Here is a 14,727-nt window from a genome sequence, read left to right on the forward strand (position 1 = left end):
TTTGTGACTCACCGTTTAGTTTTGGTCATTTGCCCTGTTCAAGCGTTCAATCAGGCCTGCGGCGTCGATTTCGCCGACGACTCGCACATTTTGCAGCTCTTCGCCGTTTTTAGCGAAAAACAGCAGCGCGGGAGGACCGAACAGCTTGTAGCGGTCGAGCAGGGCGCGTTGCTCTGCATTGCTGTCTGTCATGTCGAAGCGAACCAGGCTGTAACCCGATAATCCGGCAACGACCCCAGGATCGGGCAGAACTTCGTGCTCGATGACCTTGCAACTGATGCACCAGTCAGCGTACCAGTCGAGCAACAGCGGTTTGCCTGCGTTTCGCGCTTCCTGCATCACGCGGTCCAGTTCGGCTGAGGTGGTGATGTTTTGCCACTGGTTCGAGCTTGATGTGACTGTTGGGTTGTTTGCCGTGGCGTATTCGCGCCCCAGCGGACGCAGCGGGTCGGTTTGTCCGGACAGCGCGCCATACCAGCTGGCCAGCGCATAAACCAACAGCGCCAGACCGAGCAGTTGAGCGAGCTTTTGCCGAGTGGTCTTTTCAGTGAACTCCAGTGCGCCGAGAAACAGCGCAACACCCGCAGACAGCAGGCCGACCAGCAACAAGGTGATCTGGCCCGGCAAAACGCGGCTCAGCAAACCGATGGCCAGCGCCAGCAGCAGTACACCGATTGCATTTTTCACCGTGACCAGCCAAGGCCCGCTTTTCGGCAGCCATGCAGCACCACCGGTGGCTATCAACAGCAATGGCGCGCCCATGCCCAGGCCCAGCGCAAATAGTTTCAGCCCGCCACCAACGGCGTCGCCGCTGGCGCTGATATACAGCAGCGCACCGGCCAGAGGGGCGGAAACACAGGGGGAGACCAGCAGGCTGGAAACCACGCCCAGCACGGCTGCGCCCCATAGTGATCCGCCTTCGGTCTTGCCGGCGATACGGTCCAGACGAGAACTGATCGACTGCGGCAGACGCAGTTCGAAAGCGCCAAACATGGCGATGGCAAAGATCACGAAAAACGCTGAAAACGGCACCAGAACCCAGGCCGATTGCAGGCGTGCCTGCAGGTTCAGGCTCGCGCCAAACATACCCATCAGCGCGCCAAGCAAGGCAAAACAGGCCGCCATCGGCAGTACGTAAGCCAGTGACAGGCTCAGGCCGCGCAGGCCGCCAACCTTGCCGCGCAGCACCACGCCGGACAGAATCGGCAGCATCGGCAGTACACAGGGGGTAAAGGTCAGACCTACGCCTGCGAGGAAAAACAGCGCCAGTTCTTTCCAGCTCCAGGCGGCTGAGGTGGCTGCTGTAGTGGCGGATGCCGAGACGGCAGGGCTGGTGGCCACATCGCCAATGTTCAAACGCTCGGTTTCAGGCGGGTAGCACAGGCCCTTGTCGGCGCAGCCCTGATAGGTGACAGCGAGCCTGAAGGGGCGTTGTTCACCGGGTTTGCGTGGCAGGTCGATGTCGAGAATGCCGTGATAGACCTCGACATCGCCAAAGTATTCGTCGTGTTTCTGTTCGCCCTTGGGCAGTTGTGCTTCACCCAGGCCTATATCAGCAGGCTCGGTGCGAAACTGGAAACGATGGCGATACAGATAATAGCCATCGGTGGCGACCAGCCTTAGCTTGATCGATTCTGGCGTGGTTTCGATCAGGCTCAACTGAAAAGCCTGCCGCACGGGTAGGAAGTCCTTGCTGTTATCCAGCGAGCCGCCGCCCAGGGTTGACGATGGGCGGCTGTCCAGTAGACCGGCACCGAAGGCGGGCAGGGCCAGGATCAATAACATCAGGTATAACAAACGGCGCATGGCAGTCTCGAATCTCGAAAGTCCGCGCATGATAGCGGAGTGTTTCGCGGCCTGCTGACAGGAGGTTTGTAAGGTGCAGTGTCATTCAGGTGACAGAACCACCCCGCGAGGCTACTTGCTACCCGCTGAAAACTTGCCGCTAGCCTCCTGTTCGTAGTACTCGGGGATTTTGTACTTATAGGTTTCCAGCCAGCGTTGCAGGCTCAGGTCACGCTCGGCGGCGGTATTGATTTGTAGCGTCGGCGATGCAGCCTTGCCGCTGGCTTGCAGTTGCAGCCAGGTTTCAGTCTGTTTCTGCGCGTAAGGTGATTGCTCGTCGCTCGCAGCCCAGGCGCTGCTGACGATAAAAAGGGTGAAAATGCTGCCGACGAGTGCGCCTTTCATGGTTGTGCTCCTGTTGTACTGGCGGACGCGAGTGGCGTGGCGCGGGTTTTTCCGATTTTTTCGGCACGCGCCTGAGCCTCGGTGATCTGCTCGGGCGTCAGTCCGGCTCGAGAGGCCAGTTCGGCTGCTTGCTTCCATTTGTTCTGGTAGATCAGCAAGGTGGCCAGATTGATTGCCGCCAGCGGATCGGACTGTTTGAGCTCCATGGCGGTGAGGAACTGGAAGCGCGCCTGTTCCAGTTTCAACTGATTGAGATAGACAACCCCCAGGTCGTTGCGGATTTTTTCGTCAGTCGGTTGCAGTTTGCTGGCCATGAGCAGATGTTGCTGAGCCAGCGCATTGTCGCCACGCGCCGCAGCCAGTTGTCCCAGCCCATGCTCACCCTCGGCTGCCCGACAGGTGCCCAGCAGGCTGCGATACAGCGGCTCGGCTTCGTTGCTGCCCAACAGCCGCAATACCCGTGCCTTGCGCAGGCGAACCTCGCCCAGGCTGTCCGGCAGGCTTTCCAGATTGGCGAGGCTGGCATGCAAGCGTCCCTCATCTGCCATGCTCTGAGCCAGATTCAGGGAGAACTCCTGATCCGATGTCAGTTTGGGGCATTGGCCGGACTGAGCCGTGGCTTGTGTCCAGAGCGCGCTGCCATCACTGGTACATCCGTTCAGCAACAGCAGCCCGAGTAGTGCGATCACTGGTTTCATTGCAATGCGTCCTTTCGTGCACGGGTAACACTGGATTCAACTGCCCAGTGCGCGACTTATGGCGATAAATCCAGGGCCCGCCAACACGATCAGCAGGGCTGGAAACAGAAACACCATCATGACCACCGACATCTTTGCCGACAGTTTGGAAATATATTCCTGCAGGCGGGTCAGGCGTCGGTCGTCAATCAGTTGCTTGAGCGTGAGCAGAGACTTCAATGCGCCGCCGCCCTGATGAATCAACTGATTGAGGATCACACATGTGTCACTCAATTCGTCGACGGCCAGCAAGGCCGCGGTTTTTCGCAGTTCTTCGCCCAGTTCCAGGCCGGAGTCGACCCGCACCAGCACCACACGAATTTCCTCGGAGAGCACCGGCAGCAAGTCTTTACCTTCAAGACTCAGCACGCGTAGCGCCTGCTCGACGGCCATGCCGGACTCGAACAGGATGCGCAGCAACGGGATAAACGTAGAAATTTCCACCACCACCTGTTTCTGGCGGCGCTGAGCGACGGCCGCGAGAATTCGTTTGGGCAGCAGATAACCGATTCCCAAGGCAAATACCGGCGCTATGAGCGGCTGCTCGACGCCTTTGAAAAGCAGCAGTTGGGCCACAATGACCACGACCATCAGGCCGACCGGAACGCCGACCTGGCATGCGGCAAACAATGAGCGTTTGCTGGCGCGCCGCCAGCCGATTCGATTGAGCAACATCTGGGTTTCCGAGTCCAGGCTGATGCTGCGCTGGCCAATGCGGGTATCGCCGAGCAACCGCAACAGGCTGCCGATGCGGCTTTCGCGAATCACCTGGCCCCTCAATCGTCTTGCCACCAAGCGTTCGTTACGGCGTTGCCGAGCCATGCCGGACAGCAGCAGAAATGCGGCAGCGGCGAGCATCACGGCAGCGAGTAACAGTTCCATCTAAATGCTCCTCAACATGCGCCACAGCACCACACACCCTGTTGCCTGCAGGACGAAGGCCATGCTCAACATGATCTTCCCGCTGTCATCGTTCCACATATGCAACATATAGCTGGGGTTCACGGTCAGAAAGTAGCCGGCCATGCCGACTGGCAGCAGCGCCAGCACTAGCGCTGTCATGCGGGTTTCACCGGTCATTGCGCGCAATTGGCGACCGGCCTGTTCCCGGTCACGAATCAGCTTGATCAGGTTTTCCATCAGCTCGCTGGCATTGCCGCCATATCGATGATTGACCCGCAAGCCAAGGGCAAACAGATGAAACTCGTCGCGTTCATACAGCTCGGCGAAATCCCTCGCGGCATCCGGCAGGCTGACGCCCAGTTGCACGTTCCGCTCGATACGGCTCATGCCGTCCTTGAGTGGCTGATCCGTTGCTTCGATGCCGTGCAGCACCGCGTCGGCGAGGGTTCTGCCTGATTTGAGGCTGCGTACGGTATGGTCGAGCAGTTGCGGCAATTGCTGGATCATGCGGCGCACACGCACCTCATAGCGCCACGACACAAACAGGCGCAGGGTCAGCGGCACCGCCAGCAGCGCGCTGACCGCGCCGATGCCGCCGCCCAGTCCGTAGCCGATCAGAATCAACAAGGCATAGAGCGACAAAGCCAGGCCCATGCGCTCGGTCGGTCGACCCAACCCTGCACGCAAAAAGGCCCGATCCAGGTAGGTCCATCCAGCCTTTTCAACCACAGGCTGAACCTGTCCGGCGGTCAGACGCTGCCTGACCCGTTCACTGGCGCCCTGATTGAGCGCGAGGTAGAACATGCGAATGGACGCAGTCAGCAGCAGCAAGGAGATCAGGCCGAGTACCAGTGATGCATTCATTGCGCCGCCTCCCTGAGCACGTCAGTAGCCTGGCCGCAGCTTGTCGCCTGCGGCGTGTGCAGCTTCGCGCATGAAGCCGACCCCGGTGCGGCGATCAAGGCGGAACAATGTATTGGTGACATAGATGTCATCGCGTATGCCGACTACCTCCACCACTTCGCTGACACAGCGTCGGCCATCAGGCAGGCGCGCCAGCTGGATAATCACATCCAGCGCCGCGCAGACCATCTGGCGCAGGGTTTTTTCCGGTATCAGTCGCCCGGTCAGGCCAACCAGCGTTTCCAGACGCAGCAGAGCATCCTGAGCATTGTTGGCGTGAACGGTACTCATGGAACCGTCGTGGCCGGTGTTCATCGCCGTCAATACATCGAGCACTTCGACACCACGGATCTCGCCGAGGATGATGCGGTCCGGGCGCATCCGCAGCGAGTTGCGAATCAGGTCGCTGGCGCGCACCTCGCCATGCCCCTCGGCATTGGGCGGGCGGGTTTCCAGACGCACCACGTGCGGGTGGCTGAGCTGCAGCTCGGCAACGTCCTCGATAGTGACCAGGCGCTGGTTGCTGTCGATCAACTGGCTCAGCACGTTGAGCATGGTGGTCTTGCCTGTGCCGGTACCGCCGCTGACGAGGATGTTGCAGCGTTTGCCGACCGCTTCCTGAAAAAATTCGAAAATGGACTGATCGATGGTTTGCATGGCCACCAGATCTGCGCTCTTGAGCATGTCCTTGCGAAATTTCCGGATCGACAGGCAAGGGCCATCCAGCGCAATCGGCGGGATGATGGCATTGACCCGGCTGCCGTCGGGCAGACGCGCATCGACCATAGGCGAAGATTCATCCAGGCGCCGCCCGAGTGGCGCGAGGATGCGCTGCATCACGCGCTCGACGTGGTGCGAGTCGATAAAGCGCAGGTCGGTGTGGTGCAGCACGCCATCACGTTCGACAAATACCTTGCCCGGCCCGTTGACCAGAATTTCCGTGACCGACGTGTCGCGCAGCAACACTTCAAGCGGGCCGAAACCGGTCAGCTCATCGACCAGCTCTTCGGCCAGTCGCTCCATTTCATAGCGCGAAATAGCCAGCCGCAGTCGCGCAACGTATTCGGCCACCTTGTCGATGACAAATTGCGCCAGTGCCGGTCGTGAGCCTTCGAGCAGGTTTTTGCCGCTTTCTTCGATGCCGTCGATGATGTAACGGTGCAACACCAGTTTCAGGCCTTGGCCGTCATCGGCTTGCCCGCTGCCACGGGACGAGACGCCAAACAGTTTTTCCGCCATTACCTGTTCCCCCACAGTCGAGCGAGCCAGCCCTGATCGGGTTTATCGTGAGCCTCGGCATTGCGTGCCAGATGCTCGCCAAGCCGACGCAGCCCGGAACACAACGCGTCGCGTGAGGCCAGCTCGAACAGCGTCACTCCCTGGTTTTTGGCGTTGAGGCGCAGCTCTGGTGCCAGCGGCAATACGGCCTGCACCGGCAGGCCGAAGGTCTTGGCCACGGTTTCCGAATTGGGTGCGACCGAGCGCTGATAGCGATCAATCAGCAGGCTGGCGTGTTGCATTCTCATGCCTTTCTCACGCCAGTTATTAAGCACCGTCAGGTTGCGTCGACAGCCCAGTACGCTCTGGTCGGCGTACCACAGCAACTGATCGCAATGGCTGACCAGCGAGCGCAGTGCCTCGCTGTCCGGCTGGCCCACGAGGTTCACGACCACATGTTGAAAATGCTGGCGCAGGGCGCTGAGCAGCATATAAAGCTCCGCTGCGCTGGACTGCTCCAGATGATCGTCGGCTTCGCTGTACGCCAGAATGCGCAGACCGCTTTCACTGGTGGTGAACGCACTGTCGATCAGCGTTGCATCGAGCCTGCGCAAGTGGCGCAGGGCATCGCCAAAGCTGAATGTGGATTCAAGGCCGAGCATCAGCAGGCTGTCGCCGCGCGGCAGGCCGAGGTCCAGCAGCAGCGTGCGTTGCCCGGTCTTGTGCACCACCATCGCCAGGTGCGTCGCGATCAAGGCTCCGTCGTCATCGCCTTGCGCGCCATACAGCACTGACAGGCCGCTCATGTTCGGGTTGGGCGTCACGGCAGGCAAGCGCTTGCTCAAGCGTCTGACCAGGCCGGCGACCTCACTCGAACGAGAGCCGTAAGCGACGAAATCCCGCGCCCCGGCACGCATGGCGTTGAGCACCAGCTGGTTATCCATACCATCGCCAAGCGCGACGATGGCCAGCATCGGCTTGGCTTCCAGCGCGCTCTCGATCAGGGCGCTCTGGGTCATCAGATGCTCACGGTCCAGCCCGACGAACACCACACTGGCAAAGGTCACGTCCACCAGCGCGAGCAGATCGTCGAGGCTGCCGGTGCCTGCGCTGACCACTTGGCCCAGTGAGCCCAAGGCACTTTGCAGCCATTCCAGATCAGTGTTGTTACGGGTGATTGCCAGGAAGGTCTGGCTCAGGCTCTGGCTCATTTGGATAACCCGTCGCGACGGTCAAAGTCGCCGTTTTCCAGAAAATACAGGCGCGGAAAGCTTGGATCGTAGGTGCGCAGCCCCTCACCCGGCAGCGAGGGCAATTGCGCGTTGGCGGCCAGCGGTTGAACCAGGTGCGGGGTGACGATCATCAGCAGTTCGCGTTCATCGCGCTGGATTTGCGAATTGCGGAAAAACGCGCCGAGAATGGGAATGTCACCCAAGCCGGGAAACTTGCCTACGGAGCCGACGTTACTGGAGCTGATCAGCCCACTGACCACAAAGCTTTCTCCGTCGGCAAGCGCGATACTGGTGTCGGTACGCCGTATGTTAAGCGCCGGCACGTTTGTGCCGGCGATGGTGATACCGGCAGAGAAATCCAGTTCGCTGACTTCGGGGGCAACTTTTAGCAGGATTCGGTCACGGCCCACTACTGTCGGCGTCAGGGTCAGGCGTACGCCAAACTCCTTGTACTCGATGGAAATACCATTGCCCTCGCCATTGGGCACAGGCACCGGGAACTCGCCCCCTGCCAGAAAGCTTGCACTTTGCCCATTGAGCGCAACAAGGCTGGGGCGGGCCAGGGTGTAGGCGTAGCCGCTGTTTTCCATGGCGTTGAGCATGGCCAGCACTTTGCTGCTGCCGCCGCCCCAGACAATATTGAAATTGCTGTTGTTCAGCGGAATGCTCGGCCTTGTGCCACTCACCGTACCGGGGGTGACGTTTACGCCGGGAACCGTGCCAGGCGCGCCGAACAGAAAGTTGTTCGAGCCCTTGCCGAATATCGAGGTACTGGCCTCCTTGAGTTTGGTGCGGCTGACTTCGATAAAGCGGATGTCGGTCTGCACCTGGCTGGGTAACTCCGCATCAGCAGATGGCGCAGTGACGCTCTCTATCATCGATGCCGTGGCCCGGCCGCGTACGAATACCATGCTCTGGCGCGGGGCGGTGGCGCAGGCGGTCCAGACCATCAGGCTGGTCGTGCCCTGCGCAACGCCCGTCAACAGAAAACCATCCGTACCGTTGACATGCACATCGGCAATTTTCGGGGCGCCGACGGCAATGCGGGTGATGGCCACAGGTGAGCGCACTTCCTGCTGAATGCCCTGATCGATTTCCACCGCCGCTGGCATTGCAGCAAGTCCTGCACAACTGCCGGAAGCGGCCCAGGCTGATTGTGCAGACAGCGCCGCGAAGGCTAACGCCAGCAGCCGGGGTTTTGTTACTGGCACGGAACAACAGCTCATCAAATGCAATCCTTGCTCAATCAGGGAGTTTGTTGCGTGATCTGGTTACCGCGTATGACCTCGACTGCGCGAGGCGTGCGAGTGGCTGCGCCCTGTGTCGGCGAGTTGGCCGGGCCCAGGCTCAATTGTCTGAAGCTGACCAGTTGGCGGTTGGCAGAGTCCAGTCGTTCGGCGGCATCACGGCTACCGGCTTCGCTCGCCCAGTAATTCTGAAGGTTGCCCTCGTCGGCGCTGCGCACGGCCAGACGCAGGACACCGGTTTGCGACGCAAGCATCAGCCGTGCCAGCAACGCTTCCGGTACCGCGACGGTGACGGTTCGCGCGTTGATCCGCAGCTGTTCCTGTTTAAGGCGTTCGTCAGCGTTGATGTCCTGCACCGGCTTGCCGTTGCGATCCGGGCCGAGCAGCCCGCCAACCCCGAGAACTCGCAGGGCGGGTACGACAACCTGGCTAGAGCGATTCAGGTTGCTGGTGTCCTCGGGCAGGTAAAGCAGCACATCCACATAGTCGCCTGGGCTGAGCTGCCCGGATGCGCCAATCACCTCGTCAACCTGCAACGCCAGCGCTCGTTCATGAGGGCGAATCATCCGCGCCAGTGTGCCGCCTGCTTCAAAACTGTTCTCGCTAAGCCAGGTTCCGGCCGTCAGTGTTCGCCAAGTGCTGCGGCCCACCAGTTTGTCGATGTGCTCGAAACTTCCAGGCGGCGCGACCTTGAGGCGCTCTACGGTCAGGTCTTCAGCCGTGATGGGGGTATAGGCCGGTACGTCCCGGGCCAAAACCACTACGTTGTGGCGCAGCGCATCCTCGACGGGCGGAGTCGGGGGCGTCTGGGTCGATATTTCGGTGGCGTCAGGCACCGTGGGCGGCGTGACAACTGCAGGTGCCTCGGCCGGTTTGCTGACGGCGATTCCCAGATAACCGGCAATCAACGCTCCCAGCAAAAACAGGACAGCAAGCACCGTGGTAATGCGACTGCTCATGGCAACGTTCCCTTTGTCATTGCAGGACAACTTCAAACCGGTGCGACAACTTCGCAATGTGGCGCGGCGGACGACGTTCCCGTCCGTTATGTGACGTTAGCTCATGGCACTCAGAATGCCATTGTGCTTTGGTATAAAAATGCTGTTGCGTGAACAACATAGCGTTTGACCACGCCAGACGCAGGGGATGGCCAGTCTTATAACTTTCCGGTTAATGCTTTGTTGAGATTGTGGGTTTACGGATTGGAGACAATGCTGTGCAGGCAGACAGTTTCGCATGTGACACGCATGTTCGCGCCTAGAAGGCACAAGGAGAAATGAGATGTCCCTTACACGGCTATACGTAGGTACCTATATCCGGGTTAAATCCTTTATCAAAGACCGTGAAGCCGCTTCGGGTATAGAGTACGCCTTGATCGCAGCGATGGTTGCAGTGGCTATCGTTGCTTTTGTTCCCACGATAAGCGGCAGGATCACTGCAATGTTTACAACTATTCAGAATGCGTTGTGAGTTGAGCACAGATGGAGATATGTCAGTAGATAGCCTTTTTCAACAGGAGTAATCTGGATATCCTGATCGCATTTATTCACGTTTAAAGGTGTCAAAATGGCTGTCCATCCTACCCGCCAACAGCTGCTGTTGGTTGATGACGAAGAGGACGCGAACGAGGAGCTTGCAGAACTGCTCGAAGGCGAGGGGTTCTGCTGTTTCACGGCGTCGTCCGTGAAAATGGCCCTGCACCAGCTGACAGCCCATCCGGACATCGCGCTGGTGATTACCGATCTGCGGATGCCGGAGGAAAGCGGTATCCAGTTGATCCGCCACCTGCGCGAGCACACGTCGCGTCAACACCTGCCTGTCATCGTGACCTCTGGGCACGCCGACATGGACGACGTCAGCGATCTGTTGCGCCTGCACGTGCTGGACCTGTTCCGCAAACCCATCTACCACGTTCGTTTGCTGGAAACGCTCAACAACCTGTTCCCCGAGCCGAAAATCTTTCAGGTTCAGTGACCACAGCGTTTTCGTAACCTTCACTCCACCACGCTGAATTCAACCCTCGCGGTCTGGCCGCTTTCGTCCAGCACGCTTAATTGATAACGGCCCGGTTTGCTAAGGGTCGGGGTGAAGTCTTGCCGGGTGTCGGTGTCCGCCAGTGGCACGCCGTCAATGAACCACCAGCGATGTCCGCTGCCGCCCAGGGCCGAGAGTCTCAGGCGCAGCGCCTGACGGCTGCTCGCTGGCAGGCGCAGGTTGTCGCCTTCGCGCACGCCGACGATGCTAAGCGGCGGTGCCTGGTTGAGGTTCTGTGGTGGACAGTCCGGGTCGGCGGGTGGCAGGCGGGCTTCGCGTCGTTCGGCCCTGGGCAGCCAGGGTTCCAGAGGGGCAGGCCAAAGCGCGATGTCCTGCGCTTGAGCGTCGGGGCAACCGGCCGCCACGCGTAACCCCTTGGCGTTGATCCAGACACGTTCCTGCAAGCCCAGGCCGAGCGGTTGATCGGCCGCCTGCAAGGTTGGCGGCGTGGTGCCGTCCAGTGTCCAGGCGAAGCGCTGTCGACGGCAGTTCGGGTCGCTTTTGCTCATCGGTTGCCCCAGCGGCCAGCAGATCGCTGCCACGCCGACATTCAGCGGCACCGGTTGCACCGGCGCAGCGATCCCGCGCTGGCTGTCGCGATTGACCAGCACATCATGAACCTGAAGCATCAGTGGCGCTGCCGACGCCAGCCCGAACTGCCCCGGCACCGGTGTGCCGTCCGGGCGACCGATCCATACACCGACCAGAAAACGCGGCCCCACACCAATCGCCCACGCATCGCGGAAGCCATAGCTGGTGCCGGTCTTCCAGGCCAGTTGCGGGCGCTGCACCAGCTCGGCGCGCGGGTCTATGTCCGGACGCGACTGGCCGCTGAGGATGCGCCGGATGATCCACGCGGCCCCTGGCGACATCATCTGCCGTTCGCGCAATCGGTCCTGCGGTTGCAATCGAACATCGGCGCTTCGCCCGCCACGAGCGAAGGCGCTGTATCCCGTCACCAAATCCTCCAGCCGACTGCCCGCACTTCCCAGAATCAGCGCCAGATTCGGCTCGGCCAGCGGCGGCAGGGTCAGCGGTACGCCGCCATTGCGCAGTTCGGCGGCGAAGCGTTTCGGCCCATAAACCTCCAGTAACTGCACGGCAGGCAGGTTGAGCGACATCGACAGCGCCGAACTGGCCGCCACAGGTCCGCCGAAACCGGTTGAGAAGTTGCCCGGCCGGTAGTCACCGTAGCGACGCGGTACGTCCTGCATCAGTGATTCGGAGTGAATCAGTCCGGCATCCAATGCCATGCCGTACAGGAATGGCTTGAGGGTGGAGCCGGGCGAACGCAGCGCCGTCACCATGTCCACATGCCCGAAACGTTTGGCGTCGTTGATGTCCACTGAACCCACATAAGCGCGCACGGCCATGTTTTCTGCCTCGACCACCAGAATCGCTGCCGAGGTCCGTTCCGGAAGGCGCGCGCGCCAGCCCATCAGCAGGTCTTCCATGCGCCGTTGCAGTGAGGCATCCAGCGTGGTGCGGATCAGCGGCGGGCTGTTGGGGCGATTAAGGCGTCGGGCCAGCAGCGGCGCAAGGCTGGGCTCCTGTCGCGGTGCCAGCCATAACGGCTCTTCCAGAGCCTCGTCCACGCTGGCTTGCGGCCATACCTGAAACTCGGCGAGACGCCTTAGGACCTTGTCGCGGGCACCTTGCGCCCGTTGTGGATGACGGTCCGGCCGCAGCCGACTGGGCGCCTGTGGCAGCACCGCGAGCAATGCAGCCTCGGCGCGAGTCAGATTGTGTGGGGATTTGCCCAGATATGCCCAACTGGCGGCCGCCACCCCTTGCAACGTGCCGCCAAATGGCGCGCGATTGAGGTACAGGCTGAGGATTTCATCCTTGGACAGGTGCCACTCAAGCTGCAAGGTGCGCCACAACTGGCGAAACTTGCCGGATAAGGTTCGCGAGTGCGGGTCGAGTAGCCGCGCCACCTGCATTGACAGCGTACTGCCACCGGAGACCACGCGCGCGCCACTGAGGTTTTGCCAGGTGGCGCGCACCAGCGCCAGCGGGTTCACGCCAGGATGGCTGTAGAACCAGCGGTCTTCGTAGGTCTGAACCGCCCCGGGTTTCTCGGAGACTCCAACCTTTGAGAGGATGGAGCGATGAAAAAACTACCGAAGTATTCCCCAGAGGTCCGTGAGCGGGCCATCAGGATGGTTTTCGAACACCTTCCTGAGTACGAGTCGCAGTGGGCCACCATCAGTGCCATTGCCCCCAAGATCGGCTGCACGCCCGAGACATTACGGCTGTGGGTTCGCCAATCTGAGCGCAACAGCGGCCAGCGTGATGGGCTGAGCACAGTCGAACGTGAGCGAGTCAAGCTCTTGGAGCGTGAGAACCGTCAGTTGCGTCAAGCTAACGAGATCTTGCGTAAGGCCTCAGCCTATTTTGCCCAGGCGGAGCTCGACCGCCCATTCAAACGATGAAGACGTTTATTGATGAAAACCGCCAGTCTTACGGGGTCGAGCCGATTTGCAAGGTGTTGCCAATCGCCCCGTCGACGTACTACCGGTACGCTGCTCAGCAGGCTGACCCCAGCCAGCAGTCAGCGCGTGCGCAGCGTGACCAGGAACTGGGTGAGCACATCCAGCGAGTCTGGGATGAGCACTTCCAGGTATATGGCGTGCGCAAGGTCTGGCGACAATTGCTGCGTGACGGACTGCAAGTCGCCCGCTGTACGGTGCAACGTCTGATGGGAGAGCTGGGCCTGCAAGGCGTGGTACGCGGCAAGCCCGTCAAGACGACGGTCAGCGACCAAGCCAGGCCGTGCCCGCAGGATCATGTCAACCGTCAGTTTGTGGCTGAGTGCCCGAACGCCCTATGGGTATCGGACTTTACCTACGTCAGTACCTGGCAGGGTTTTGTTTACGTGGCCTTCATCATTGATGTCTTTGCCCGATTCATCGTCGGTTGGAAGGTGTCCAGTTCAGCGCGTACCGATTTTGTACTCGATGCACTGGAGCAAGCCCTTTACGCCCGTCGCCCAGTCAAGCAGGGTGGACTCATTCACCACAGTGACCGTGGCGTGCAGTACGTGTCCATTCGCTATACCGAGCGTCTTGTCGAAGCCGGTATTGAGCCATCGGTCGGGAGTGTCGGTGACTCTTACGACAATGCTTTGGCTGAGACCATCAATGGTCTTTACAAGGCTGAAGTGATTCATCGACGCTCTTGGCCCACACGGGGGGCGGTGGAGCTGGAAACCCTGAAATGGGTGGACTGGTTCAATCACCGCCGCCTGCTGGAGCCAATCGGTCATATTCCACCGGTCGAAGCAGAAGCAATCTATTATCAGCAACTCACCGAGTCTGCCCAGGTGGCATGACTCAAACAAAAGGGTCTCCGAGAAACCCGGGGCGGTTCAGTCAGCAGGGCTTCAAGGTAATAAGGCGAAACCTGCTCGTTGCTGACCGGATAGCGCCACACGCCATTGGCATCGGCAAAGCGCCACAGCGGTGTGCCGTCCTCGGCCAGCACGACGCGGGCCAGATCGTCTTTGGCAGTGGCAACGGCCACAGGCGATCCGCCAGCCAAAGCAGGGCGATCAGCAGCATGATCGCGCCTGCCAGCCACTTGAGTTTTTGCCGCAGACGCAGAAGAAATTCAGGTTTCAACACAAAGAGCCTTTATGATCCACGGAACCTGACACGCCTTGCGACGGCCAAAGCGGACAGATCATTTTCTTCACGACCCCAATCAGGACGTACATATGCAGGTAGAAGGCTTTTTTGAATGGCTCGGGCAGGCCATCGGCGCGGTGATTCGCTTCTTCGTCGACGGTCTGGCGTGGTTGTTCAACGGGTTTACCCATGCTGGAGGAAATTTTGTCGATGGCCTGTCCCGCACGCTGGGCATGGACACTTCACTGATCAGCATCGTCGCACTGATCATCGGCCTGATGCTGCTTTACTCGGCTGTCCGGGCATTCATGCGCGCCTCGATCATCCTCGGGATCATCTGGCTGGCGCTGGGCCTGTGGTTGCTGAGCTGGATCATTCATTGATGCGCTAACTCCGCCTCCACGCCGTAAGCGCGTGCCCTTGTGGGAGCGAACTTGTTCGCGAAGGCTCTATTCCTGAAGATACATCCTCAGTGGATGTATCGTCCCCTTCGCGAACAATGCGGATCGCCGCCCCGGTCGCTCCCACGGGTACGCATTCCAGTCAAGCATTTGCCCTTCACCACCACTGCGCATCCATATTTGGGAGCGACCGGAATCTTTTGAGATAACGCGCACTCCTTGTGGGAGCGAAC

13 protein-coding genes, 2 pseudogenes and 1 other annotated feature are annotated in these 14,727 nt (G+C 60.2%); of the genes and pseudogenes, 4 read left to right on the forward strand and 11 right to left on the reverse strand.

Features of this window, described 5'->3' with window-relative positions; translation table 11 throughout:
• Positions 1–15: 15 nt before the first annotated feature.
• From AC4ANE_RS04680 to cpaB, 9 genes are all read right to left on the reverse strand, one after another.
• The gene (locus AC4ANE_RS04680; protein WP_255884794.1) at positions 16–1,806 is read right to left on the reverse strand and encodes a protein-disulfide reductase DsbD; all 1,791 of its coding nucleotides are present in this window, start codon (positions 1,804–1,806) and stop codon (positions 16–18) included.
• A gap of 111 nt (positions 1,807–1,917) precedes the next feature.
• Positions 1,918–2,190 (reverse strand): DUF3613 domain-containing protein, encoded by a 273-nt coding sequence (locus AC4ANE_RS04685; RefSeq protein WP_002555367.1) that lies wholly within the window; start codon positions 2,188–2,190, stop codon positions 1,918–1,920.
• Positions 2,187–2,888 carry a tetratricopeptide repeat protein gene (locus AC4ANE_RS04690; RefSeq protein WP_002555366.1) on the reverse strand — a complete coding sequence of 234 codons (702 nt, stop codon included), beginning with the start codon at positions 2,886–2,888 and terminating at the stop codon, positions 2,187–2,189. Before AC4ANE_RS04690 ends, AC4ANE_RS04685 begins: the two co-directional genes overlap by 4 nt.
• A 36-nt stretch (positions 2,889–2,924) precedes the next feature.
• Positions 2,925–3,809 carry a type II secretion system F family protein gene (locus AC4ANE_RS04695; RefSeq protein ID WP_002555365.1) on the reverse strand — a complete coding sequence of 295 codons (885 nt, stop codon included), beginning with the start codon at positions 3,807–3,809 and terminating at the stop codon, positions 2,925–2,927.
• Entirely contained in the window at positions 3,810–4,694 is an 885-nt protein-coding gene (locus tag AC4ANE_RS04700) for a type II secretion system F family protein (protein ID WP_031597298.1), read from the reverse strand.
• A 21-nt stretch (positions 4,695–4,715) separates the two neighbouring features.
• Positions 4,716–5,972 carry a TadA family conjugal transfer-associated ATPase gene (locus AC4ANE_RS04705; RefSeq protein WP_002555363.1) on the reverse strand — a complete coding sequence of 419 codons (1,257 nt, stop codon included), beginning with the start codon at positions 5,970–5,972 and terminating at the stop codon, positions 4,716–4,718.
• Entirely contained in the window at positions 5,972–7,162 is a 1,191-nt protein-coding gene (locus AC4ANE_RS04710; RefSeq protein ID WP_002555362.1) for a CpaE/TadZ family protein, read from the reverse strand. The genes AC4ANE_RS04705 and AC4ANE_RS04710 overlap by 1 nt, the downstream gene beginning before the upstream one ends.
• Complete coding sequence (locus tag AC4ANE_RS04715; RefSeq protein ID WP_057425073.1) at positions 7,159–8,409, reverse strand: type II and III secretion system protein family protein; 1,251 nt, start codon at positions 8,407–8,409, stop codon at positions 7,159–7,161. Before AC4ANE_RS04715 ends, AC4ANE_RS04710 begins: the two co-directional genes overlap by 4 nt.
• A 20-nt stretch (positions 8,410–8,429) precedes the next feature.
• Positions 8,430–9,389, reverse strand: a complete 960-nt coding sequence (cpaB, locus tag AC4ANE_RS04720) for a Flp pilus assembly protein CpaB (protein ID WP_010195236.1) — start codon at positions 9,387–9,389, stop codon at positions 8,430–8,432.
• A 322-nt stretch (positions 9,390–9,711) separates the two neighbouring features.
• Here cpaB and AC4ANE_RS04725 point away from each other — a divergent pair, with 322 nt between their 5' ends.
• A complete protein-coding gene (locus AC4ANE_RS04725) occupies positions 9,712–9,900 on the forward strand; it encodes a Flp family type IVb pilin (RefSeq protein ID WP_002555359.1) in 189 nt (62 codons plus the stop codon).
• Positions 9,901–9,996: 96 nt separating this feature from the next.
• Positions 9,997–10,404: a response regulator gene (locus tag AC4ANE_RS04730; protein ID WP_002555358.1), complete on the forward strand. Its 408-nt coding sequence runs from the start codon at positions 9,997–9,999 to the stop codon at positions 10,402–10,404.
• Between the two features lie 20 nt (positions 10,405–10,424).
• Here the strand turns inward: AC4ANE_RS04730 and pbpC are convergent.
• A pseudogene (gene pbpC, locus AC4ANE_RS04735) lies at positions 10,425–12,533 on the reverse strand (peptidoglycan glycosyltransferase PbpC); the annotation flags it as partial.
• A gap of 42 nt (positions 12,534–12,575) precedes the next feature.
• On the opposite strand from pbpC, the gene AC4ANE_RS04740 reads away from it, so the two are divergent.
• Positions 12,576–13,798 (forward strand): IS3-like element IS51 family transposase gene (locus AC4ANE_RS04740; RefSeq protein ID WP_095178853.1). Its coding sequence is split into 2 segments (ribosomal slippage): positions 12,576–12,861 and positions 12,861–13,798, totalling 1,224 coding nucleotides; the frame shifts between segments, so codons are not numbered across the junction.
• Positions 12,854–12,970 (forward strand) — a sequence feature (AL1L pseudoknot). (Overlaps the previous gene by 117 nt.)
• Here the strand turns inward: AC4ANE_RS04740 and AC4ANE_RS04745 are convergent.
• Positions 13,786–14,087: pseudogene (locus AC4ANE_RS04745) on the reverse strand (peptidoglycan glycosyltransferase PbpC); the annotation flags it as partial. The gene AC4ANE_RS04740 and the pseudogene AC4ANE_RS04745 sit on opposite strands and share 13 nt — an antisense overlap.
• A gap of 95 nt (positions 14,088–14,182) precedes the next feature.
• Between AC4ANE_RS04745 and AC4ANE_RS04750 the strand changes: the two are divergent.
• Complete coding sequence (locus tag AC4ANE_RS04750) at positions 14,183–14,476, forward strand: hypothetical protein (protein WP_002555356.1); 294 nt, start codon at positions 14,183–14,185, stop codon at positions 14,474–14,476.
• The last annotated feature ends 251 nt before the right edge of the window (positions 14,477–14,727 follow it).

It is taken from the genome of Pseudomonas sp. Pme6b, from assembly GCF_058129925.1.

What these genes read in the sequence shown, in the direction of transcription:
- AC4ANE_RS04730 (WP_002555358.1), top strand. Translation starts at nt 9,997, where the DNA reads ATGGCTGTCCATCCTACCCGCCAACAGCTGCTGTTGGTTGATGACGAA.
- AC4ANE_RS04705 (WP_002555363.1), bottom strand. Translation starts at nt 5,972, where the DNA reads ATGGCGGAAAAACTGTTTGGCGTCTCGTCCCGTGGCAGCGGGCAAGCC.
- cpaB (WP_010195236.1), bottom strand. Translation starts at nt 9,389, where the DNA reads ATGAGCAGTCGCATTACCACGGTGCTTGCTGTCCTGTTTTTGCTGGGA.
- AC4ANE_RS04700 (WP_031597298.1), bottom strand. Translation starts at nt 4,694, where the DNA reads ATGAATGCATCACTGGTACTCGGCCTGATCTCCTTGCTGCTGCTGACT.
- AC4ANE_RS04715 (WP_057425073.1), bottom strand. Translation starts at nt 8,409, where the DNA reads ATGAGCTGTTGTTCCGTGCCAGTAACAAAACCCCGGCTGCTGGCGTTA.
- AC4ANE_RS04680 (WP_255884794.1), bottom strand. Translation starts at nt 1,806, where the DNA reads ATGCGCCGTTTGTTATACCTGATGTTATTGATCCTGGCCCTGCCCGCC.
- AC4ANE_RS04710 (WP_002555362.1), bottom strand. Translation starts at nt 7,162, where the DNA reads ATGAGCCAGAGCCTGAGCCAGACCTTCCTGGCAATCACCCGTAACAAC.
- AC4ANE_RS04725 (WP_002555359.1), top strand. Translation starts at nt 9,712, where the DNA reads ATGTCCCTTACACGGCTATACGTAGGTACCTATATCCGGGTTAAATCC.
- AC4ANE_RS04690 (WP_002555366.1), bottom strand. Translation starts at nt 2,888, where the DNA reads ATGAAACCAGTGATCGCACTACTCGGGCTGCTGTTGCTGAACGGATGT.
- AC4ANE_RS04750 (WP_002555356.1), top strand. Translation starts at nt 14,183, where the DNA reads ATGCAGGTAGAAGGCTTTTTTGAATGGCTCGGGCAGGCCATCGGCGCG.
- AC4ANE_RS04685 (WP_002555367.1), bottom strand. Translation starts at nt 2,190, where the DNA reads ATGAAAGGCGCACTCGTCGGCAGCATTTTCACCCTTTTTATCGTCAGC.
- AC4ANE_RS04695 (WP_002555365.1), bottom strand. Translation starts at nt 3,809, where the DNA reads ATGGAACTGTTACTCGCTGCCGTGATGCTCGCCGCTGCCGCATTTCTG.